Here is a 22,984-nt window from a genome sequence, read left to right on the forward strand (position 1 = left end):
CGAGGAGACTTACATGAAGAGCAACAAGGTAGATGCCTATACCCAGCACACCCTGAGTAATATTAAGCCCGAGGTATTCAAGACCCTCAATCTGGTGCAACTGGAAGCCATTCGCCAGGCGATCAGCACCAATGCGCCGTTTCGACAGCATCCGATCGATATCCGGATTGCTTTGCCGCTGTTCTTTGTTAAGTTTTATCTGGTGTTCTTGGTGGGGCAGGACCGCCGGTCCGATACGCGTGCTCGAGAGTCGCTGCGCCGAACGGCGGTAAGGGGCATGATCTTTATTCTGATACTCTATGGCTTGGTTGCGTTGTCTATACCGTTGATATTCTTGATGCTCTATGCATTAAAATCTCTGATGGGCATCGATATTTTTCCAGACCAACACCTGCGCGATTTTTTCTAATTTCTCTATTAATTGCGCCCAGCTATCAGTCCAACCTATCTCAATAAGCGCCCTTGCCGAACGCCACCGCCGGCAGAGTATAGAGCAGTATCTTTAGGTCAAGGCTTAGACTCTGCTCGTGGATATAGCGTAGGTCCAGAGCGATTTGCTCGTCAAAGGTGGTGTCGGCGCGGCCGGATACCTGCCACAAGCCGGTCAAGCCGGGATTCACTTGCAATCGATGCATGGCCAGGGTGGAGTAGACCGCGACCTCGTCGATTAGGGCCGGCCGCGGACCAATTAAAACCATGTCGCCTTTTACAACATTCCACAGCTGGGGCAATTCGTCGATCGATAGCTTACGTATAATTCGACCCAGAGGCGTAATACGGGGATCCTTAAATAATTTCTTGCATGCGCCTTCACGGTCACTTTGCAATTGGCTCGGGTCAATATATTTTGCATCGGTATTGAGATACATAGAGCGAAATTTATAAAGCGTAAAACGTCTACCCTGCTTGCCGACTCGGACCTGAGAATAGATGGCGGCACCCTTACTTTCCCAACGCAGCGCCAGGCCAACCAATAACAATATCGGCGAAATTAGCACCAGGCCGAGGGCGGCAGCCAAACGTTGAACAACTGAGGGCAGACAGGTCAGTTTTGCCGGTAGGAATTTTGCGACCCGGGGTGAGAGCCCGATCGGTAATGGGTTGGCTGGGGTGCTGTTATAAAATTCCGTGCTGTGGTGAGTGCTCATGATTGTTCTCCCGTTAAAGTTGATTGCCTAGATAATAAATATTGCAATCAACATGCCAGGCGAGCTAATAAAATTCCTATAAAAATAGCCGTTAACGATGGACTGTATTTCTAAACCTACGTCGTAATACCGTAAATATTTTTTAGATCGGGAAATTTATTTCGATTTTTTTTAGAATGCAAAAAAATACCATGTTATTTATAATTTAGAAATTTTTAGGTCCCATCTAGCACTTATACAGCCAGCAATACAGATCAAAAAAACCCCAAAATGGGGCTTAATACTTACGGTCATTAGGTATCTAAGTCAGGGTTTGCAGTCCTTCACAGGTCCGCCTGAGATTTTTTAAGCACAAAGGCGCGCCATAAAAAAAGGGGATTGCCAATAACATAACGCGTGAACTTAACCCTCGGCTCCTGGATCAATCTAAACACCCATTCCAGGCCCAGCTCGCGCATCCACAGCGGAGCCCTGGGAATATTACCGGATAAAAAATCAAACAGCCCACCCACCGCGATAGCGGTACCCACTTTTAGGCGCAGCCTATTTGCCATTACCCAGTCCTCCTGAATCGGCGAACCCAGCGCCACCAGAAGCACATCCGCCTGGGCCGCGTTAATGGCCTCAACTATCTGATCATTATCCAAATCCGTCAAATGGCCATGTTGGACACCGGCAATGATGAGCCCGGGATGGTTCGCCTGAAGCGCGACGGCCGCCTTCAGTGCAACCCCGGGTGCAGAGCCGAATAGATAAAGCGAGCGTTTCTGCGCTACCATCTGGGCGCACAGAATGGGCATCAGGTCGGTGCCGTTAATATTATCTTTCAACTGCACCTGCATCGATCGAGCGCCCAAGCGAACACCCGAGCCATCGGCTAGGGTACAGTTAGCACGGTTCAGGGTGTGGCGAAAAGAACGGTTGCGGTAGGCCAGGTTAATCGAATTAACATTGATAAAGTTGACCACATTGCAGGGCCGGCGAACAGGGCCGACGCGCGGTGCAGCATCGGCGCAGATCAGATCGACTGCCTGCGCCATGCGTAAATTATCAATCCGGATACCGAACAGTTTAAAGGACGATGGCGCCCGCAGATGAGCCGTTCGGTAGAGTAGCGAAGAGAACAGCCCCTTCAAGAGATATTTCAGATATAGGCTAGTACTGCGCTGCGCCTGGTGATGAGCCATGCTCTGCTCAACGGTCAGGCCGATCAGTCCGACCCGGTGCTGTATCTCAGCGATACTGTAGAGCCCGGCCTTTAAGTTATGCAGATCGGCGCGATGAATGCTGCCAAAGCCGCCATTGAGCGATACCCCAACGAACGACAGCGATCCGTTCGCCACATTGAGCAGCGCGGCGCTGGTGGGTAAAAACCCTACCTGCCAGCGATAAAGGCCGTGATCCCGACAGAGCACGTCTTGCTGAACAATTTTTACCAGAGGTGCCTTGTGTTGCCAGACGGCTAACAGCACATTAATCAGCCACAGGGGCGACAGAAGTAGCATGGTGACGCAGGCCAAACTCAGATCGAGCAGTCGTTCCAACTTAGGTTGTAGCGTTGAGTCAGTGTTGTGCATATTTTTCACCCTTTCAGCATTGGCAAAATAAAAAGTGCCTAGACGAGCAGCACCGCATTGAACCGGGCTGCCACACTGCGCCTAGGCCATTAAGCCAGAGCAATCTCTAGGCCAATAGCGCGGGCTAACCTGCCGGCTTGTCCACTGGCTGGCTCGATTTATAAAACCACCTCAAAGCGAGCCTCGAGCGCATCGTCTTTTTCCCATACTGCAAAATCTGCTGGCTGATCCGTGTCAAAATACCAAACCACGGCAAGGACCGAGCTAACATTATTTGGCAGGTCAAGCGTGGCGGCAAAGTCGCCCTCCAGCGCGACACGAAGTTGACAGTTGGCATAGTTGACCACATAGCCTTGTTCTTGCTGACTGAAATCACTGCACACCGATAGATAACCGGCACGCTGTTGCTGGTTGGCCACAGCCAACTCCAAGGCATAGGTCTGGTTAAAACTGTAACCTGCGGGCACCCGCAAATCAGCCGTAGCCACCGCCCCTTGATCGAGATTTTCCTCAAGCGGCATCGATGTCACAGCCACAGCGTCGGCCACAGGTGTTATCGCAGTAACACTGGCGACTGGGCTGGCATCGGGCCCAGAACTGGGGCTCATAATCTCAGGGGCACAACCGACCAACACAAAACTGGCTGTCACCATGACCCAATAAAAAGCATTCCGTTTCATCATCGATCTCACTTATTCAAATGTATTAGCACTATTGCTCTGTTCAACCACAAACCAATCGAGATCCAAGGCGCCATTTGATTGGACATGCGTTTGGAAGTTCGGGTAGGCATAGCGGATGTCCATATTCTCCAATGGGTAGCGCCACTCATAGGGCAGATCGAGCGCCCACGGCATGCCATGTTCATTGACATAAAACCGACCGAGCGTGGCATCGGAATCATCATCCCCACGACCGAAGAAGTTTTCTTGAAAAGCTTCGGTCGGCGCTTGGTTTTGCAGATGGATCTCATAGCGCCGGCCCGGCGCTTCGCCAAACAGATAACCGCGCTCTTGGTTCGGCGCGGAAAAGATAAACGGATCGAATGGAAACGCGGCTAGATCCGTGGCATCGACATCGTTTATCAACGGAACAATGATCCGGAATTCCATCTGAATATTGGAACCACAATCCTGCTCGGTACGATAAAAACGGCATTGTTCACCCGCGGTTACATAATCCCAGAGGTCGTCGGAGATAATGATAATCGCCTCGTCCCGGCCAGTTTCCAATGGTGATGCCATAACCGGGTTGTCATTGATCGTAAAGGTAATGTGGGCCTCATCAATTTGATCGCGGGTTAAACCAGTAAGACGGAAAGCCAAACCATTATGGTAGGCCGCGCCCAGTGCCACGATGCGCCCCGCTAGGGTAATCCGTAACAGCTTATCCTCGTTGGTCACGGTACTCAGGCGGTAATTGGCGACCACATCGTTCATATCGTAATCGCCCTTGAGCGGCCAATTGTCTTCGAAGGCGAGGGTATTCCAACCCTGTTCACTGGGATGGTAGTGCACCACCACATTGGGCTCGATAATCGAAATTTCATAATCTTCAACTTCGCCATCCCCGACACCGCCAACCGGTTCGAGCTGCATTTGGCTACTCAAGCGAAAGCGCGACCAGGTGTCGCCCACATTAGCCCAATTGGGAACTCGATAGATAATGGCGTTAGGACCGGCCTGCATAGCTTCGGCATCGGCAATGCGTTCATCCTTATCAAACAGGCCATTGCGATTCCAGTCGATCCAGACATTGAGGTAGCCCGGTGCCGAGGCGACTACCGTGGTGATCGAGTTGCGCCCCGGTTCAAAATTGGTAACAAAGGCGACGCCATCATTATCGCTTCCTTCCAATCCATTGACGGCATAGGCATTGGGCTCACCACTAACAGATCCGCCTAGAAACAGGCTGCCGTCACCGACATCATGGCGCGGTCCGTTGGATCCGATTGAGGTCTGATAGGAATCAGGTGCATCCCCAAAGTCGGTCGTCGGGGATTCAATGGAGATGATCGGGGCCAAGGCACATCGAGCGCCATCGTTGTTACTGGAGGCCGGCCCAAAGGCGAAGAATTCGGCTATCGGATAATCCCATTGGGTGTTGACCCGATAGATATGACCGTCGCTGTTGCGACTGATATAGAGGTTGGCGTTGACATCAAAATAGACCGCCCCGAAGGTACCGGCTTGCCCGACATTACTGATTTTTTCAGTCTTGCCTAAGACGACGTCTATTGCCCATAGATTGCCCCAACGATCGACCGAATAGGCCAAGCCATTGTCGGGGTGAAAGGCCATATCATAGATGGACAGATTGATCTGGTTGCCATTGGCCACCTGCTGCGTGGTCAAATAGCCTGCCGCAGTGGGGTCCAGTGGAATACGATACAGACCATAACTGGCACCAGGCCGATAGAGATAATAGCTGTTTTCAGTTAAGGCGATATCACCAACATAGAAACCCATATTGGGTAACCCCGTTAACCACAGCGGAGAAACCGCAAGTTGGGCGTCAATCGTTACGATGGTGCCGTAATGGTAATTGTACGCGTACAGATAACGGTCGTGAATGTTAAAGGCCAAAGCATTCATCTTTGCCTCACCCCAGTCATGCGGTGATTCTTTCTGGTAGTAGCCGGTCGCCAATTGGACGCCATACAGATTGGCGACCTTATCTTGAATCAAAAATGCCTCCGTCGGACACTCGCCAAAGGCCTCTGCCGAGACCTGCGCCGACCAAGTTGCCAAGGCCGACATTAAGAATAGTAATAATTTATTTTTAAATCTTTTCATAAAGAAACCTTAAAGAATTACAGTTAATTTCGTGCTGCATAGGTCTATACAATATTCGGGCCACAATGGCCGACCCCTTTAGTTTTCAACAGGTCGTAGACAAGAGTGCAAAAAAAAGCCCGTTCCGCCGCTGTGCTTTCGCGAAATGAAAAATCATTATTGTAACGATTCAAACGATGCTCCATTGCCAGAGGGATGGCTTGGGTAGCCTTAGGGAGTCTGAAAGAGGGGGTATCGGTGCAGTGTGCTGGCGGTTAAGGTAGCCAATTGGGGACTTAGACTCGCACTGGCAGGGCATATAAAATGGTTCAGGCGCGTATAGGCCGCCAAACCATAGTGGCAAAGAATGTAAGCTAGGCGAGCCGGCCAGCTCACTTTGAAATGGCGACGCATAGGGCCCGCACTGTAGTGGCGGATATAATCGCGCAACTCCGGATCACTATTATTATTCCACCGCTGGTCCAAAATTTCGAGCAATGGGAATTGTCGACTGAAGTGAATCACATGGCCATTTTCACCCCAGCCAACATCGTCCTGCGCAGGCAGACTCATGTTCCGATGGCGCAGTATTGTTTCGAGCAGTTGAATGCTGTCAGTACAGCGTTTAAAAACCATCACCCCTGAATTGATGCGTGCTGAATACCCATGGGCGGCAAAAAATGCTTTCCGTGTGTCAATGCACTCCAGAATGTTTGGCGCCTCGGTGGCTATAGCGGCATCGGCGTCGACAAAGATAACCCAATCGTAACCGGCCCGTAACGCCGCCAAGATAAGACTGAGCTTGAGCCATGCGACCTCTATACCCAGCGCGGTAAAGTGCGGCCGAGTCACAATCACTCGACTAAAGTTTAGTCTATCAGCGTACTGAACAATCGATTTGAGATTGGCAGAGTATTGCAGGTTATAACCGTTTACAGCTATGGAAAAAATTAACGTTTTTGGCATCTAATTTAACCTCTTTAGCACACACCCACTATAGTTATTAAAACAACCGTAAACGGCAGGAAGAACAAATGTCTACTGGCTCGACTCACTCCGTTCGAATTCTGTTCGTGGACGATGAACCGTCCATACTGAATAGCCTGCAACGGGTAGTACGCAACTTTCATGCCGAGTGCAGCTTTGTCGCCCAGGGCCGCAAAGCATTGGAGATGATGGCCGAGGAGCCGTTTGATTTGATCGTATCGGATATGCGAATGCCCGATATGGACGGCCTTGAATTGCTCTCTGAGGTGGCCGAACTGTACCCGGAGACGGTGCGCATTGTGCTCACTGGTTACTCCGATGAGGAGTCGGTCTTAAAGGCGATCAATCAGGGCCGTGTCTGGGGCTTCGTGCACAAACCATGGCAACAAAACGATTTACTGAGCACTATTCAACAAGCATTGACCACGCAACAATTGATGGCCGAACGAGCCTTATTGCGGCGTACCGTGGCCAGCTATGCCAAAGATCGTAAGGACAACTTCATGGGCTTTAAGGGCAATTCCATGGCGATGCAGCTGGTCTACAACACGATCCAACGGTGTGCCGGTAGCGATGCCTCGGTGTTTATCACCGGTCCGAGCGGCTCCGGCAAGGAAGTCGCCGCCTTGGCATTGCACCAGCTGAGTAGGCGCCAAGCCAAGGCCTTTGTCGCTCTAAACTGTGCCGCCATTCCGCGTGACCTGATCGAGTCGGAAATCTTTGGTCATATTAAGGGTGCCTTTAGTGGCGCGATCGGTAATAGAATCGGCGCGGCCAGTAAGGCCGATGGTGGCACCCTATTTTTAGATGAGGTGGGGGAATTGGATATTGATTTGCAGTCGAAATTACTGCGCTTTATCCAGACCGGTGTCATCCAAAAAGTTGGCAGCGACAAGCTGGAAACGGTCGATATCCGCTTTATTTGTGCCACCAATCGAAATCCACTAGAAGCCATTGCGGCCAAGCTATTGCGGGAAGATCTGTATTACCGGTTGAATGTAATTGCCCTGGCTATGCCACCGTTGTGCGAACGCGGTTCAGATGCCATCCAGCTGGCGCAGTATTTTCTCGATCAATTCTCCGACCAAGAAGCCAAGGGCTTTGTCGGCTTCAGTCGCAACGCCGAACGACTGTTGGTGGCCTACCGCTGGCCGGGTAATGTTCGGCAGTTACAAAATTGCATTCATAACGCCGTCATTATGTCCGAAGGCCCCCTCATAACCGAAGTCACCCTCGCGGCCAGCCTGCAACTTGATAGCCCTACCCTGGCAACGCTAATCACCACACCGTTTGAAAGACCGGTGTCGGACAGCTTATCGATCGGCAATGGCGCGCCAGCTCTCTCGCTAGGTCATGCAATATCGGTTGCTTCTGATCGAATGGGCAGCACCAGCCCAAGCCCTATCACCTCGTTGGACTTTGCCGAAGACCCTGTCTCGAGCCCAGACAATGGGCTCGGTCCCGGCCATGGCACAATTTACCCATTGAGCGAGATTGAGCGCATAACCATCGAACGCGCGATCGGCCTGTGCAATGGCAATGTGGTCAATGCCGCCAATGCATTGGAGGTAAGCCCGTCCACGCTCTATCGAAAAATAAAAGATTGGGCCTAAGCACTTCGCTTATTTGTCCTTGCCTTTGCAGAATGAAAAAACCATTTTTTCAACCTGCTAAAAAAAACGTCCAAAAGGTCGCCTAGCTAACCCTGCAGCGTTAAATTCATACTGTCACGCCCTGTATTAGATTGGTGCGCTCCTTGCAATCCACTGGTAACAAACGTAGAAGGTTACTCGATGCAGGTGTTGAATAAATTTCGTCAGACAAATCGGTTATTCCAAAACACCAGTTGGATGATGTTGTCAGAGGGCCTGTCGAAAATCAGCCGAATTGTCACCGTGATTGCCATGGCCAGCCTGCTGGCACCCTTTGATTATGGCATCGCCACTCTGGCCTTGGCCTGTCATGAACTTATTAGGGTCTTTGGCCGCGCCGGTTCCGGTGCTCGAGTAATTCAATGTGCGGAGCATGAACTGGAACGCATTTCGCGTAACGCGTCACTGCTGCAGTGGCTGGTATGCGGCCTAATCACCGGGCTACAAATGGCCTTTTCAAGTTCGATTGCCCGCTTTTATCAGCACCCAGAGCTGGCCCCCTTGCTCAGCCTTATGGCTCTGACCTATCTGTTCTATCCGATGGTGTCGATTAAGATATTTATGTTGCAGCGTTTGAACCGGATGAAATACTTTGGCCTCGCCAATGCCGCCTGCGTCAGCATCGACAACCTGGCCATCGTGCTCTTTTTAGTCATGGGCCATGGCGTCTTCGCGGTGGCCTATGCCAAGGTAATTACCGCCTGCGCTTGGGTGCTGCTATTTGGCCTAGCCAAGGTCCCCACGGTGCGGCCGGGCTACCAGGCGGATGTTTTTTGGCCACTGGCCGCCTATTCCGGAAAAATATTTGGCAGCGAAACCCTCAGGGTTTTGCGTACCCAAGCCGATGTGTTGATTGCCGGCCGACTGTTAGCGCCAGACCTGATGGGCCTATACAGCTTTGCGAAAAATGCCGGAGTGGGTTTAGGTCAGTCGGTGATCAACGCCTTTTTAAGCGGTCTTTATCCCTATATCTGCGAACAGATACGTCAGGGCAATGAACAGCTTGCCGCGCGCAGATCACTGCGCTATGCGTTCGCCATCTCCTCTGTCTTTGTGCTCCAGGCTTTAGCCGCGCCCCTCTATGTGACGATTTTATTTGGTGATCGCTGGCACGGAGCGGCATATCTGGTGTCGATACTTTGCATCAGCGCCATCCCGGCCCTGTTAGTCGATACTCGCAGCTTTTTTTATCGCGCTAACAATAGGCCCAGCGCTGAGACCAAACTCACCCTTGCCTGTGTCGTTGTGAGCCTAATCGCCGTGCTTGTCGTGGCGCCGGAATCGCCGCAAGCACTGGCTTGGTGCACCACCCTGGCCAGTCTTTTCTGGTTATTTTTTATCGCCAAGTTCTTACTGCGACACCTATTAAAAGTAGCGTCGACAACCACTGGCCCCTTAGTGAGGATTAACTTATGACGATTAGCAAGCCGGTTTTCAGTGTCGTTATGCCGATGTATAACGTCGAGAAATACATCCATCAAGCCATCAGTTCGGTCTTAGCACAGAGCTACCAACATTTTGAATTGCTCTGTATCGACGATGGCAGTAGCGATGGCACCCTGGCCATAGCTCAGTCCTTTTCCGACCACCGAATTCGCATCGTGCGGCAAAAAAATCGCGGTTTGTCGGGCGCGCGCAACACCGGCATTAACCATGCGAGCGGCTTGTATGTAGCGTTCTTGGATTCGGACGATTTTTGGCACTCGGATAAGCTGCGCAGCCACTTCGAGCACTTTCGCACCAATCCCAACCTGGGGGTAAGCTATTCGGCATCGGCCTTTGTCGATGAAGCGGGCCAGTCGATGGGCATCGGGCAGAATCCCAAAACCGACCAGGTCAGTGCACAGGATATCTTTTGCCGTAATCCCATTGGCAACGGCTCGGCCGCGGTGATCCGGCGCAGTGTGCTGATGCAAACCGGACAAGGCGAATTTAAAGGCGGCGATTGGGTAATGTCCTATTTTGACGAGACCATGCGTCAGTCTGAAGATGTTGAGTTCTGGTTACGTATTGCCCTCACCACACACTGGACCTTTGGCGGTATCGCCAAGCCGCTCACCTTTTACCGCGTCAACGCCAATGGCCTGTCGGCCAACTTGGACAACCAGTTTAACGCTTGGCGCTATGCGGTTGAAAAGAACAGAGTGAACTTCCCCGACTTTTACAACAGATGGCATCGCCTGGCGGCGGCCTATCAGAAGCGTTATTTGGCACGTCGTGCTATTCGCTCGGGCAATGGCATGGCCGCCCTCAAGCTCATCAACTCAGCCCTATGGACCGACCCCAGAATACTGCGTGACGAACCGAGCCGAACACTGATCACCTATGGTTGCGCCCTACTGTGCCTGTTACCAAATAGCCTGTATGAACCGATGGAACGTTTTGCCATGCGAGTTGCGGGTCGCCGCAGCCGTATCGCCACCCAATAGGAATAGCAAACCGGCCATTGACTACTTTAGTGGATTCTTGACTACACTTTTGCATAAGGCCTCAATCTGACTAAGGTCTAGATTGAGCACACCCTGAGGAATCGGAGCACAGTATGTTAGGTATAATTTTTACCGAGTTAGCGGAATACAGTATCGATAAGGTCGGCCTTGAGCAGTGGAACAGGGCCTTGGCTGAACTCCAGTTGTCGAGTCATGGCGCCTATACCACGGGTCAACGGTACAATGATGACGAGGCCATGCGAGTATTTGGCTGGTTGCATGCAACCACCGGTCAAACCGTCCGGGGGCTGCTCAATGAGTTTGGCTGTAGATTGTTCGACACGCTGCGGCAACGCACCTTGAACAATTATATGGTCGATACCGACTTTGCCAACTTTCTCAAACACATCGACAAGACCACACACGACAAGGTGCGCTCCTATTTTCCTGGGTCGTCCCCACCGAACTTTCAGGTACTTGATACCGAGGGCGGATTGGTCATGCACTATCAATCGGATCGTAGGCTGTGTTTTTTGGCCGAAGGCTTGATTGAAGCGTCGGCCGAATTTTACAAAAAAAATATCACCCTTAACCACACTATTTGTATGCATGAGGGCGCAGACCATTGCGAAATTATTGTGCTGATCGATGACTGATGCTAATCCCTATAAGGCCGCTTACGAACGCGAACGCGAGGCGCGCAAGTCGGCTGAGGTGGCATTGGAAAAAAAATCCATGGAAATATTTACCGCCTTGCAACTGCTGAGGAACCAAACCGATGAATTGCGAGTACAAAAAAACGACATAGACGAACGCAATCAACAACTGCATGCAACCCAATTACAGCTTTTTCAAAGTGAAAAAATGGCATCCTTGGGCTTGATGGCGGCCGGCGTGGCACACGAAATCAACAACCCGCTTAGCTTTATCAAAAGCAATTTTGAAACCTTGCGCGGCTATATCGGCCATTACGACAGCCTACTCGCACTGTATCAACAGGCAGACCCGCTTATACCCGAGGCAGTGCGGATGACGCTGAGGGATACTCGCCAATCGCTCGAGATCGATTTTATTCAACGCGACCTGGCCATGCTGTTGACAGAAAGTGTGGTCGGTATGGACCGTATTGTTGAGATCGTCAACCATTTGCAGGCCTACAATCGACGCGAGTATGCCGAAAAAACCCTTGCCCAGATTAATCAATCGATCGAGACGGCCATCAAGATGACCAAACCCAAGTATCAACACCGGGTGGAATTTCGTTCGCACTTGGCAGAGGACTTACCCGAATTGCTGTGTTACCCGAACAACCTTACTCAGGTGTTTATTAACCTTTTGATCAATGCGGCCCAAGCTATCGATGTTGGCTCACGAAAAGGCACAGTTTCAATTCGTTCCAGTGTGGCAGCGGATCATCTTATTGTGTCGGTGACCGACAACGGGCAAGGCTTAAGCGAGGAGGCGAAGGATAAGATTTTTGATCCGTTTTACACGACCAAGGCGATCGGTGATGGTACCGGCCTTGGTCTATCGGTGGTGTACAATATAATGCAGGCACACAATGGCACCATAGGGGTGGACAGTGAGCAGGACAAAGGCTCTATCTTTACCCTAAGGATCCCACTCAAGGCACCGGAAGACGTTAGCCCAGCCCTCAAGCGGCCTATCAGTTAGATCGCAGCGACGGTTCTAGACCTGGTGCACAACCTTTTTGGCCAAGGACAAACGCTCTTTTACCGTAAGGGTGATCACGGCCATCGCCAAGGCAAAGGTAATTAGGTTGGCGAAAAAAACCGCCATGTCCCGAATTAAGAAACCGTACAGCATCCACAAACCAACCCCAGTGGTTAAAATCCCGTACATAGATAATGAAATGCCGGAGACATTACGGGTTTTTTGGATCTGAATAACTTGGGGCACAAAGGAAATGGTGGTGCAGGTAGCGGCAACTACGCCAATAAGGGTGATCATTGTCATGGTTTTTCTCAAGGGACCTCGTATTTGAATTGCACCTTACCGAGCGGCAAGGCGCCTTTGAATCGCGTGCATCATAAGGCCTTCGATAGGCTTTGCCATTAGATCAATTTGCCTTAAACTAGTCTTATTTTACCCAGTTATTGAATCTTACCTATATATAGGGGCAATACGATCTTGAGAGCCTATTTGGAGCAGGTTGGCTTGGCACAAGTAAAGGCCAGCCTAAAGGTCTTTACCAAGCATCAGCTGCCCAAGGACAGCAGCTGGCATTTTCACCCGGAAATTGAGTTTGTGCTGGTCTTGGCCGGCCACGGTCAAGCCCTGATCGGGGATTCGGTCGGGGCTTATCAAACTGGTGACCTCTTTATGACCGGACGCAATCTTCCCCATCACTATGTGACCCGTGAGACAGAGCGGGTTCACTTTTTGATTGTGCAATTCAATGGCCGGATATTCGACCATTTGCCGGAGTTCGAAACGATTCGGCAGCAATTGCAGCTCGCCCAAAAAGGCCTATTGTTCAGCGCCTTGCCGATTGCCATTCGCGATCGTCTGATTGAGATGCCAAGCTTACAGCCAACCGAGGCCCTGTTTGCCCTGTTTGAAGTCATGCACGCCTGTAGCAGCCAACCGAGTTTGGCCGTAAGCAGCCTGAGTTCGGCGACGGGGAGCCATTTCAATCGCTATCAGGTGCGCTTGCAAAAGGTCCTAGACTACATCAATCGCAATATGGCCTCGCCCATCTCGGCCAAGGCCATCGCCGATCAGTGCGCCATGACCCTGCCCTCCTTCAGCCGCTGGTTCCGCCAAACCCTAAACACCACCTTCTCCGACTACCTCAAGATTTGCCGAATGGAACAGGCCTGCCATTACCTAATGACCACCGATCTACCAGTGAACCGCATCGGCCCGCTGGTCGGCTATGAAACGCTCAGCCACTTCAATCGAACCTTCAAGGCAGCCAAGCAATGCAGTCCATTGGCTTACCGGAAACGGGCGATGCACCCGGACTGAAAACGCATTAACAAACTGATTTCCGATACCAGACGTTCACCGGTTGAGGAGTTTGGCAAGCCAGAACCCTCAAAGGGAATTAGGCCAGCTTTTGGTCCCGCAGAATCGATGAGACCAATCGGAAGTGTATGCGCTTGAGAAGCAGACATTGACACATATTTGGGAAATTCCTTTTTACCCGAGCAACCGCCTGGGCTACTATCGGCCCACTATTAATCCACTACCCCAAACGACTTGAACTATGCGGCCTTTGCTTATCCTGATCTTGACAGCAGTCAGCCTATTCAACACCCCTGTGTTGGCGGCATCTATTGTGCAAGGAGGCTGTGCGCTCGCCCAGATGCCCATGCAAGCGGCGCACGATGTCAGCATGGCCGACTCGACTGACGACTGCCAAAGCATGCCCAACTGCGACCTGGCCTGGGCACATTGCCATATCGGCACTGGCAGCGCGCTAATCGCTACCAGTGGCCTGCCCACACTCAATCCGGTTGCGCGTCAGACCTTTACCCGAGCAAAAGATGCCCTGAGCCAAGGTTACTATTCCGTACTGAAGCCCCCTCCTATTTTCGCTTAATCAACTACCGGCCGACCAACGCCTCTGCGCCAGACGGATCTTCGCGAACCGAAGCCTTTTTCCCCATGGCACATGATTGCTGCGACAGCCCCAAATAGGCCGTACAGCACTTTGATTAGATTAGAAAACAATGGAAGCCCTATGAAAAAACTACTCGCCTTACTCAGTATCACGGTCGCCGCAAGTGCCTTTGCCGATCACAACAGGGCCCACGTCGACGTTCAGATCGGTGTTCTGTCACCGCGCGCTGCCGCCGGGCAAGTGACGTTCAATAACAACTGTGCCGCCTGCCACGGCGTTAACGGCCAAGGCAGTCGGGTGGGCCCGCCGCTGATACACGACATCTACAATCCCGGCCATCACGACGCGGCCTCGTTCTCGCGCGCAGTCCTTAAGGGCGTACAACAGCACCATTGGCAGTTCGGCAATATGCCGCCTCAGCCGCAAATCGGCTTCTCGGCCGTCAGCAATATCATGGCCTTTATCCGGGAGGTGCAGCACACCAATGGTATTCAACGCCAGGAGCACAAAATGTGATGACCCTTAGCCGACGCACCCTATTTAAGACGATCCCAGCCGGGTGAAAGCTTCGACTACCGCATTACCCCCAGTGATGCCGGCACCTTTTGGGCCCACGCGCACCATCAAACCTATCTGCAACTCGCCTTGGGTCTCTACACCCCCATTGTAGTCGCCGAGGCGCAGCCCTACCCCGTTGACCGGGATCTGCTCTTTGTCGCCGATGACTGGCTGCTCACCTCACAGGACCAGCTCGATACCGCGTCGCTGGAAGACACACACGCTTGGGCGCATGCCGGGCGCATGGGTAATGTTTTAACCGTCAATCGCCTGCGCCTGCCTGAACTGGCGGTTAAGGCCGGCGACCGAGTACGGCTGCGGGTGATGAATACCGCCAACAGTCGCATCATGAGATTCGGCTTTCCCGGCCTGACCCCGTACATCATTGCCAAAGACGGCCAGCCATTGAGCCAGCCTATGGCGCATAAGGGTGTGCTGACCCTAGCGCCCGCCGAGCGCTATGACCTGGTGCTGGATATCCCCCAAGACTGGGCCGGCCTGTACCCAATTAACGAACGCAGCGGCAAGCAACCCTTCCTGGCCGCCCAGTGGCAGGTAACGGCTGCTGCGGGTTCGCGCTCACTCGAGGCCGTTGTGGCCCTGCCGGCCAACCCCTTACCCAAGGCGGAATTTAAAACCCAGCAAAAACTCACCCTGGCAATGCAAGGCGGTGCGATGGGCAATTTAACAACGGCCCTGTACCAGGGCAAGAGGCTATCGGTTCAGGAACTGATCGCCAACAAACAGGTCTGGACGCTCAACGGCGTGGCCAATATGCCCCAGGCCCCGCTGCTCACCGCCAAGGTCGGCGAGGGCATTGAAATCGCACTGCACAACACCACCCAATGGCCGCACGCCATGCACCTGCACGGCCAACATTTTCGGGCCTTTAACGAGGTGACTCAACAAGAGCTTTGGCAAGATACTCTGCTGGTGCAAGCCGGCGACACCCAGACGATCCGCTTCCTGGCCATGACACCGGGCAAATGGCTGTTGCATTGCCATATGATCGAACATCAGGTGTCTGGCATGGTGACCTTTGTTGAGGTGGTTTGAATAAGGAGTTGAGGTGGTTTGAATAAGGAGTTGAGGTGGTTTGAATGATGGCTGGCTCAGAATTTTGAACACCCTGAATTAAAATCAGCGCAATAAAAAGCCGATCGGTTGATCGGCTAATTTAGTGTTTAGATCCAACTCTTTTAGCTTGGCTGCCACGTAGAGGCCAAAATTGGCCGCAGCTCATTTTCTATTTCTTGTGTAATGACCCCACCGACGCCTTGCGGGACATCGAATGCCGACATGGCAATAACCAACTGCTGAACCTTGTCGTTGTCTAAAGCGAAGCCTTCTGTTTCAAGAACATCAACCTGATACACCGAACTGCTAAACCAGTGCGCAACCGTAACCTGATCTTCAGTACCCACTACATTGATCAACAGGTCATTGCCTTCTTGACCAAACCATAATTCATTATAGTTTATGTCTTCAAACCGGAGCGTGTCGGTATAGCTGCTGGCGGCCGAGGGGTCGTATTGGGTAATAATGTCGTGCCCGGCGCCGGCGCCGAAGACATACACATCGTCGCCGTACCCGCCGTCCAGTGTGTCGTCCCCGGTACCGCCGATCAGGGTGTCGTTGCCCGAGCCGCCGTTCAGGGTGTCGGCACCGGTGCCGCCGATGAGCACGTCGGCATCGTTGTCACCGTTCAAGGTATCCGCGCCCGCGCCACCGATGAGGGTGTCGTTGCCACTGCTACCGTTCAGGGTGTCGCCACCCAGGCCGCCGAGCATGAGGTCCTCGCCGGCATAGCCGGTCGCGGTCACGCCCTCAGTCTGATCGGTCAGGTCGGTGATCACCGGTAACGCGGTCAACAGCTCGGCGCTGCTATAGAGGGTGCCGTCGGCAAACTCAAACCGATCGATCTGGTAGACCGGACTGGCAAACCAGTTGGTGAAGGTGACCCGGTCGTCACTACCCGCCAGTTCAACGATCAAGTTATTACCGTCCTTAACCAAGCGCAGATCGTTCAAGCCAATACCGTCGTCAAACCGGAGCGTGTCGGTATAGCTGCTGGCGACCGAGGGGTCGTATTGGTTGATGGTGTCGTGGCCGGCACCGGTGCCAAAGACGAACACATCATCGCCGTATCCGCCCTTGAGGGTGTCATCCCCGACGCCACCGATCAGGGTGTCGTTGCCATTGCCGCCGTTCAAGGTATCCGCGCCCGCGCCACCGATGAGGGTGTCGTTGCCACTGCTACCGTTCAGGGTGTCGCCACCCAGGCCGCCGAGCATGAGGTCCTCGCCGGCATAGCCGGTCGCGGTCACGCCCTCAGTCTGATCGGTCAGGTCGGTGATCACCGGTAACGCGGTCAACAGCTCGGCGCTGCTATAGAGGGTGCCGTCGGCAAACTCAAAGCGATCAATCTGGTAGACCGGGCTGGCAAACCAGTTGGTGAAGGTGACCCGATCGTCACTGCCCGCCAGTTCAGCGATCAAGTTATTACCGTCCTTAACCAAGCGCAGATCGTCCAGGCTAATGCCGTCTTCAAAGCGGAGCGTGTCGGTATAGCTGCTGGCGACCGAGGGGTCGTATTGGTTGATGGTGTCGTGGCCGGCGCCGGTGCCAAAGACGAACACATCATCGCCGTATCCGCCCTTGAGGGTGTCATCCCCGACGCCACCGATCAGGGTGTCGTTGCCATTGCCGCCGTTCAAGGTATCCGCGCCCGCGCCACCGATGAGGGTGTCGTTGCCACTGCTGCCGTTCAGGGTGTCGTTACCGCTGCCGCCGAGCAGGAGGTCCTCGCCGGCATAGCCGGTCGCGGTCACGCCCTCAGTCTGATCGGTCAGGTCGGTGATCACCGGTAACGCGGTCAACAGCTCGGCGCTGCTATAGAGGGTGCCGTCGGCAAACTCAAACCGATCGATCTGGTAGACCGGGCTGGCAAACCAGTTGGTGAAGGTGACCCGGTCGTCACTACCCGCCAGTTCAACGATCAAGTTATTACCGTCCTTAACCAAGCGCAGATCGTTCAGGCCAATACCGTCGTCAAACCGGAGCGTGTCGGTATAGCTGCTGGCGGCCGAGGGGTCGTATTGGTTGATGGTGTCGTGGCCGGCGCCGGTGCCGAAGACATACACATCGTCGCCGTACCCGCCATTGAGGGTGTCATCCCCGACGCCACCGATCAGGATGTCATCGCCGTTGCCGCCGTTCAGGGTGTCGGCACCGCTGCCGCCGATGAGCAGGTCGGCATCGTTGTCACCGTTCAAGGTATCCGCGCCCGCGCCACCGATGAGGGTGTCGTTGCCACTGCTACCGTTCAAGGTGTCGTTACCGCTGCCGCCGAGCAGGAGGTCCTCGCCGGCATAGCCGGTCGCGGTCATGCCCTCAGTCTGATCGGTCAGGTCGGTGATCACCGGTAACGCGGTCAACAGCTCGGCGCTGCTGTAGAGGGTGCCGTCGGCAAACTCAAACCGATCGATCTGGTAGACCGGGCTGGCAAACCAGTTGGTGAAGGTGACCCGGTCGTCACTACCCGCCAGTTCAACGATCAAGTTATTACCGTCCTTAACCAAGCGCAGATCGTTCAGGCCAATACCGTCGTCAAAGCGGAGCGTGTCGGTATAGCTGCTGGCGACCGAGGGGTCGTATTGGTTGATGGTGTCGTGGCCGGCGCCGGTGCCGAAGACATACACATCGTCGCCGTACCCGCCCTTGAGGGTGTCATCCCCGACGCCACCAATCAGGGTGTCGTTGCCCGAGCCGCCGTTCAGGGTATCGGCACCGCTGCCGCCGACGAGCGTGTCATTGCCATTAGCGCCGTTCAGGGTGTCGCCACCCAGACCGCCGAGCATGAGGTCCTCGCCGGCATAGCCGGTCGCGGTCACGCCCTCAGTCTGATCGGTCAGGTCGGTGATCACCGGTAACGCGGTCAACAGCTCGGCGCTGCTATAGAGGGTGCCGTCGGCAAACTCAAACCGATCGATCTGGTAGACCGGGCTGGCAAACCAGTTGGTGAAGGTGACCCGATCGTCACTGCCCGCCAGTTCAGCGATCAAGTTATTACCGTCCTTAACCAAGCGCAGATCGTCCAGGCTAATGCCGTCTTCAAAGCGGAGCGTGTCGGTATAGCTGCTGGCGACCGAGGGGTCGTATTGGTTGATGGTGTCGTGGCCGGCGCCGGTGCCAAAGACGAACACATCATCGCCGTATCCGCCCTTGAGGGTGTCATCCCCGACGCCACCGATCAGGGTGTCGTTGCCATTGCCGCCGTTCAAGGTATCCGCGCCCGCGCCACCGATGAGGGTGTCGTTGCCACTGCTGCCGTTCAGGGTGTCGTTACCGCTGCCGCCGAGCAGGAGGTCCTCGCCGGCATAGCCGGTCGCGGTCACGCCCTCAGTCTGATCGGTCAGGTCGGTGATCACCGGTAACGCGGTCAACAGCTCGGCGCTGCTATAGAGGGTGCCGTCGGCAAACTCAAACCGATCGATCTGGTAGACCGGACTGGCAAACCAGTTGGTCAAGGTGATCGTGTCATCCGTGCCCGCCAGTTCAACGATCAAGTTATTACCGTCCTTAACCAAGCGCAGATCGTTCAGGCCAATACCGTCGTCAAACCGGAGCGTGTCGGTATAGCTGCTGGCGGCCGAGGGGTCGTATTGGTTGATGGTGTCGTGCCCGCCGCCGGTGCCGAAGACATACACATCGTCGCCGTACCCGCCGTCCAGTGTGTCGTCCCCGGTACCGCCGATCAGGGTGTCGTTGCCCGAGCCGCCGTTCAGGGTGTCGGCACCGGTACCGCCCAATAGCAGATCATCGTCATTACCGCCCTCTAACTGATCATCGCCTGCCCCGCCTGACAAAAGGTCATCTCCACTACTCCCACTGAGTGTGTCTTGACCTGCACCCCCTACCATTAGATCGACACCAACATAGCCACTGGCAGTGTGATCGGCGTCAGATTCGGTGAAATTTGTCACCACATACTTGATTGCAAACAGTTCATCAGCAGAATAAACGGCGCCGTTCGCAAACTCGAACTGATCAACTTGGTAGGCCGTACTGGCAAACCAGTTTGTAACCGTCAGCTGGTCATCACTACCGTTCAACTGAATCACTAAATCATTACCCGACTTGCCCAGCGTCAGGTCATCTAGCTTGATGCCGGCGGCAAAACGAATGGTGTCTGTATAGGTGCCGGTCGCAGTGGCGTCATACTGGCTTAGCGTATCTTGGCCAGAGCCAACACCAAACAGGATAGCGTCATTACCATAACCCGCGTCCAGGGTGTCGTTTCCGGCGCCACCGACTAGCGTATCGTCACCTGCCCCTCCGTTTAGATTATCGTTGCCTGTGCCTCCGTGTAATAGATCGTTTCCATTACCGCCAACCAGCCTGTCATCGCCCGCCGACCCGATAATAATATCATTCCCAGCCGACCCGACCACTTCATCGATATCATCTGAACCCCGTTGTATTGATACATTCAATAATGAAAAAGATGCATTTTCAAAGGTAAGCAATAATTCGTCCGTGAGGTTGGTTTCAGCTAAAGCCGCTGCAATGCTACTTTCAATCTCGTTTTCCAAGCCTGGCGACAGTTCGCCCAGTGCTGCCAGTGCCAGCCAGTGCTCTGACACCAAGGTCGCGTCCGTTGGGTTGGCAAACAAACTCGAAACTAATGAACCAACCAGCCCCGCATCAACAGCGCGGGGGTAAGACAACAGGTCCGTTTCGGCGTTGTAGGTCAGCCCTGGACAAACTTCGCTTAGCAATCCATTGGCCACTGCAAACTTAACCAACAGATTTCGGTACAGGTCATTGTAGGCGTCCCGATAATAGCCCCCGGTGGTCACAATCTGGCCATTCTCACGCCATTGTCCATCGCCCAGATTGAGTTCATCCAGTCCAGTATATTTCTTCAATATCCCTAACTGTTCAAGGCTAAAGGATTCACCGGCCAAATTAAATTCGACTAGACCGGTTGCAGAATTAACATTCAGACGATGATCAGGGTCTATATCCTCAATGGCGATGTTTTCGACGTTTGCCCAACTAATCAGTATGGCTTCAAAGTCGGCGCTGAGCGACTCTACAGTCGCATTCGCCAAATAGGTTAAAACATCGTCCTTTAAATTCTCATCCAGGCTCATTGCCGTGTGCAAATCCGGCATCTGGCCATAGCCTTTGATATCTGCAACGGCCAATACGTCAGGATCAATTTCCACGTTACCAACATAGCGGGTAAAGGTTGGATCAGAGGCCAACAGAACATCTGCAGCAATGCCCGTGGTTTCGGCCGCAACACCTTGTGACCCGTCTGCCCAAGTAAATGAACCCTCACGAGCAATCTGAGCATTGGCACCCAGCTCTGAGTCTACATCGGCATAATCTAGGCTGATGCTGGCAATACCTGCGTCACTCAATGATTTCAGTTCAGTGCTTTGGCTAACACCGTCGCCGTTTAAATCTTGCCAAACCTTCAGGTCTGAAAACTGCTCGTCCAGTGCATCGATAACGCCATCGGCATTGGAGTCTAAATCACTGAGCTCGTCATAACCGGTGCGCTCGGGGCTGCCAAATAATTCAGAAATATCGTTGATGGTGCCATCGGCATTGCGATCGATTGCGAGGAACGCATCATCGCCGCTTAACCAAGAGGTTTTATTGGCGAAGCCATCACCATCCAGATCAAAATAAGCGTCACTTTGATCGAGCGACATCAGTTCAATTCCATCCCCGTCTAGGTCAAGGACCAGAGGGTCGCGAGGAATGTTCTCATTCGAACCGCCACTGCCGGCGGCGGCTCCTGGGCCAGCAGTGCCGCCGGTGCCACCTTCTGAGCCTGCATCACCTTCGCCGTCTCCGGTACCGCCATCTCCGGTACCACCGTCTCCGGTACCGCCATCTCCGGTACCGCCATCTCCGGTACCGCCATCTCCGGTACCACCATCTCCGGTACCGCCATCTCCGGTACCGCCATCTCCGGTACCGCCGTCTCCGGTACCACCATCTCCGGTACCGCCATCTCCGGTACCACCGTCTCCGGTACCACCGTCTCCGGTACCACCGCCTCCGGTACCACCGTCTCCGGTACCGCCATCTCCGGTACCACCACCGCCACCACCACCGCCTGCTTCGACTGCCTTTTGAAGTGCATTCAATCGCTTAACCTCAGTCCAGACGGTTTGAGGTGTTGAGTATCCTTGGAAGTCGAAAATTCCAGCCGCCTGTAACAAAGCATCTGACATGGTGACACAGTTCATATCTCCATTATTTTTGGTTGCTTCAGGCGCTATATGATACTCCGGCGAGTTTTCGGCCTTAGAAATATTATTAAACTCGAATATAATAGAGTTATATGCCTCTTCATCAATTTCATAGGTTATACTTGCGTCAACGCGCTCTGGCTTTTCATTCTTATTCCATTTCCCTGGGCTTCCCCCAAATATGCCCCCTATAGACGCTGCGCCAAAACTCATTACCACTTTCTCCCCGTCGCTGCCGGAAACCTCTAGCCAGGTATGAACAATTCCCTTAAAGTCCAGCATTTCTTGGTCTGTGTATATCGTAACTGAATATCCCATTTAAAATAGCTCCTTAATTTCTTCAATAGCATTGATCAATATAAATTCAGCATAGGTCCCTAAAACCCCAAAAATAATATATAAAGCAACGAATATCTTGTAAATTATATTTTCTCTAATATCGAGCCCAAAAATCATATCACCTTGATCAACTACAACCCGCGCCTTACTGAAAAGCTCCTCTGACATTAATTCCGAGTATATAATGCCGACGCCCTTACAATTCTTCTTCTTCCACTCACCTAGTAGAACTTCTTTAATTCTCGTTCTGTTTTTTTCAAGCCTCTGAGATTTCAATGGAAATGCAACATCTAAACCCTGATTATCGTCACACAAAATATTAATTTTAATTCGCTCACCCTCAGTAGCACCATCAACCTGCATGTATGGTGAATACAAAATACTAACTTCATTCTCCGTCAAACCATCAAATATCAAAGAAACTTCTCTATAGTTCTTTTTAGGTAGATTAAATTCAAAACCGAACTCCGCTTCTGATATTATATATTTACTATAATCAATGTCCTTGTACTCTTTCTCGTTAATGTTTGCGACAGTTACAATACAATAAGGCGTGACCCCTATAATGCATAAAATGGTAATCGGCGTTAATATGCTTCTAATTTTCGAAATAACATAAGTGAATTTTTTATTAGCACTCATCCTCATAAACCTCTA

The 22,984-nt window shown here is 52.8% G+C and carries 19 protein-coding genes and 1 pseudogene; 11 read left to right on the forward strand and 9 right to left on the reverse strand.

The genetic code is table 11. The annotated features are described in order from the left end of the window. The first annotated feature begins 13 nt into the window (after positions 1–13). Positions 14–409, forward strand: a complete 396-nt coding sequence (locus tag REIFOR_RS14580) for a hypothetical protein (RefSeq protein ID WP_100258263.1) — start codon at positions 14–16, stop codon at positions 407–409. Positions 410–449: 40 nt separating this feature from the next. On the opposite strand, the gene REIFOR_RS14585 is transcribed toward REIFOR_RS14580, so the two are convergent. The 5 genes from REIFOR_RS14585 to REIFOR_RS14605 form a co-directional block, all read right to left on the reverse strand. Further along, on the reverse strand, positions 450–1,148 hold the full coding sequence (locus tag REIFOR_RS14585) for a sugar transferase (protein WP_100258264.1): 699 nt from the start codon (positions 1,146–1,148) through the stop codon (positions 450–452). A gap of 323 nt (positions 1,149–1,471) precedes the next feature. After that, positions 1,472–2,725 carry a WecB/TagA/CpsF family glycosyltransferase gene (locus REIFOR_RS14590; RefSeq protein ID WP_100258265.1) on the reverse strand — a complete coding sequence of 418 codons (1,254 nt, stop codon included), beginning with the start codon at positions 2,723–2,725 and terminating at the stop codon, positions 1,472–1,474. Between the two features lie 158 nt (positions 2,726–2,883). Next, positions 2,884–3,408, reverse strand: a complete 525-nt coding sequence (locus REIFOR_RS14595; protein WP_100258266.1) for a hypothetical protein — start codon at positions 3,406–3,408, stop codon at positions 2,884–2,886. Positions 3,409–3,417: 9 nt separating this feature from the next. Then, positions 3,418–5,520: an LruC domain-containing protein gene (locus REIFOR_RS14600; protein ID WP_100258267.1), complete on the reverse strand. Its 2,103-nt coding sequence runs from the start codon at positions 5,518–5,520 to the stop codon at positions 3,418–3,420. Between the two features lie 210 nt (positions 5,521–5,730). Beyond that, the gene (locus tag REIFOR_RS14605; RefSeq protein ID WP_100258268.1) at positions 5,731–6,465 is read right to left on the reverse strand and encodes a glycosyltransferase family protein; all 735 of its coding nucleotides are present in this window, start codon (positions 6,463–6,465) and stop codon (positions 5,731–5,733) included. A 68-nt stretch (positions 6,466–6,533) separates the two neighbouring features. On the opposite strand from REIFOR_RS14605, the gene REIFOR_RS14610 reads away from it, so the two are divergent. The 5 genes from REIFOR_RS14610 (at position 6,534) to REIFOR_RS14630 (ending at position 12,241) form a co-directional block, all read left to right on the forward strand. Beyond that, complete coding sequence (locus tag REIFOR_RS14610; RefSeq protein WP_100258269.1) at positions 6,534–8,099, forward strand: sigma-54-dependent transcriptional regulator; 1,566 nt, start codon at positions 6,534–6,536, stop codon at positions 8,097–8,099. A gap of 186 nt (positions 8,100–8,285) precedes the next feature. After that, the gene (locus tag REIFOR_RS14615; protein ID WP_158524401.1) at positions 8,286–9,554 is read left to right on the forward strand and encodes an oligosaccharide flippase family protein; all 1,269 of its coding nucleotides are present in this window, start codon (positions 8,286–8,288) and stop codon (positions 9,552–9,554) included. Continuing rightward, positions 9,551–10,567 carry a glycosyltransferase family 2 protein gene (locus tag REIFOR_RS14620; protein WP_100258271.1) on the forward strand — a complete coding sequence of 339 codons (1,017 nt, stop codon included), beginning with the start codon at positions 9,551–9,553 and terminating at the stop codon, positions 10,565–10,567. The genes REIFOR_RS14615 and REIFOR_RS14620 overlap by 4 nt, the downstream gene beginning before the upstream one ends. 113 nt (positions 10,568–10,680) lie before the next feature. After that, positions 10,681–11,223, forward strand: a complete 543-nt coding sequence (locus tag REIFOR_RS14625) for a heme NO-binding domain-containing protein (protein WP_100258272.1) — start codon at positions 10,681–10,683, stop codon at positions 11,221–11,223. Further along, the gene (locus REIFOR_RS14630; RefSeq protein WP_100258273.1) at positions 11,216–12,241 is read left to right on the forward strand and encodes a sensor histidine kinase; all 1,026 of its coding nucleotides are present in this window, start codon (positions 11,216–11,218) and stop codon (positions 12,239–12,241) included. The genes REIFOR_RS14625 and REIFOR_RS14630 overlap by 8 nt, the downstream gene beginning before the upstream one ends. A gap of 15 nt (positions 12,242–12,256) precedes the next feature. Here REIFOR_RS14630 and REIFOR_RS14635 read toward each other — a convergent pair whose 3' ends face one another. Further along, complete coding sequence (locus tag REIFOR_RS14635; RefSeq protein WP_100258274.1) at positions 12,257–12,544, reverse strand: SemiSWEET family sugar transporter; 288 nt, start codon at positions 12,542–12,544, stop codon at positions 12,257–12,259. A 174-nt stretch (positions 12,545–12,718) separates the two neighbouring features. Between REIFOR_RS14635 and REIFOR_RS14640 the strand changes: the two genes are divergently transcribed. From REIFOR_RS14640 to REIFOR_RS17215, 5 genes and pseudogenes are all read left to right on the forward strand, one after another. Continuing rightward, entirely contained in the window at positions 12,719–13,558 is an 840-nt protein-coding gene (locus REIFOR_RS14640) for a helix-turn-helix domain-containing protein (RefSeq protein WP_100258275.1), read from the forward strand. Positions 13,559–13,799: 241 nt separating this feature from the next. Beyond that, complete coding sequence (locus tag REIFOR_RS14650) at positions 13,800–14,135, forward strand: hypothetical protein (protein WP_100258276.1); 336 nt, start codon at positions 13,800–13,802, stop codon at positions 14,133–14,135. A gap of 141 nt (positions 14,136–14,276) precedes the next feature. Then, positions 14,277–14,672, forward strand: a complete 396-nt coding sequence (locus tag REIFOR_RS14655) for a c-type cytochrome (protein ID WP_158524402.1) — start codon at positions 14,277–14,279, stop codon at positions 14,670–14,672. A gap of 48 nt (positions 14,673–14,720) precedes the next feature. Continuing rightward, positions 14,721–14,825, forward strand: a pseudogene (locus REIFOR_RS17210) (hypothetical protein); the annotation flags it as partial. Next, complete coding sequence (locus tag REIFOR_RS17215; protein ID WP_100258278.1) at positions 14,802–15,770, forward strand: multicopper oxidase family protein; 969 nt, start codon at positions 14,802–14,804, stop codon at positions 15,768–15,770. The pseudogene REIFOR_RS17210 and the gene REIFOR_RS17215, both read left to right, overlap by 24 nt. Positions 15,771–15,913: 143 nt before the next feature. Here the strand turns inward: REIFOR_RS17215 and REIFOR_RS16790 are convergent, their stop codons facing one another. The 3 genes from REIFOR_RS16790 to REIFOR_RS14715 all read right to left on the reverse strand — a co-directional run bounded on the left by REIFOR_RS16790 (position 15,914) and on the right by REIFOR_RS14715 (position 22,969). Next, positions 15,914–21,442 carry a beta strand repeat-containing protein gene (locus REIFOR_RS16790; protein WP_145980307.1) on the reverse strand — a complete coding sequence of 1,843 codons (5,529 nt, stop codon included), beginning with the start codon at positions 21,440–21,442 and terminating at the stop codon, positions 15,914–15,916. 20 nt (positions 21,443–21,462) lie between these two features. Continuing rightward, entirely contained in the window at positions 21,463–21,879 is a 417-nt protein-coding gene (locus tag REIFOR_RS17080; protein WP_145980308.1) for a hypothetical protein, read from the reverse strand. A 427-nt stretch (positions 21,880–22,306) separates the two neighbouring features. Continuing rightward, the gene (locus REIFOR_RS14715) at positions 22,307–22,969 is read right to left on the reverse strand and encodes a hypothetical protein (protein ID WP_100258279.1); all 663 of its coding nucleotides are present in this window, start codon (positions 22,967–22,969) and stop codon (positions 22,307–22,309) included. Positions 22,970–22,984 lie beyond the last annotated feature (15 nt).

Origin of the sequence: Reinekea forsetii (genome assembly GCF_002795845.1) — a bacterium.
GTDB lineage: Bacteria > Pseudomonadota > Gammaproteobacteria > Pseudomonadales > Natronospirillaceae > Reinekea > Reinekea forsetii.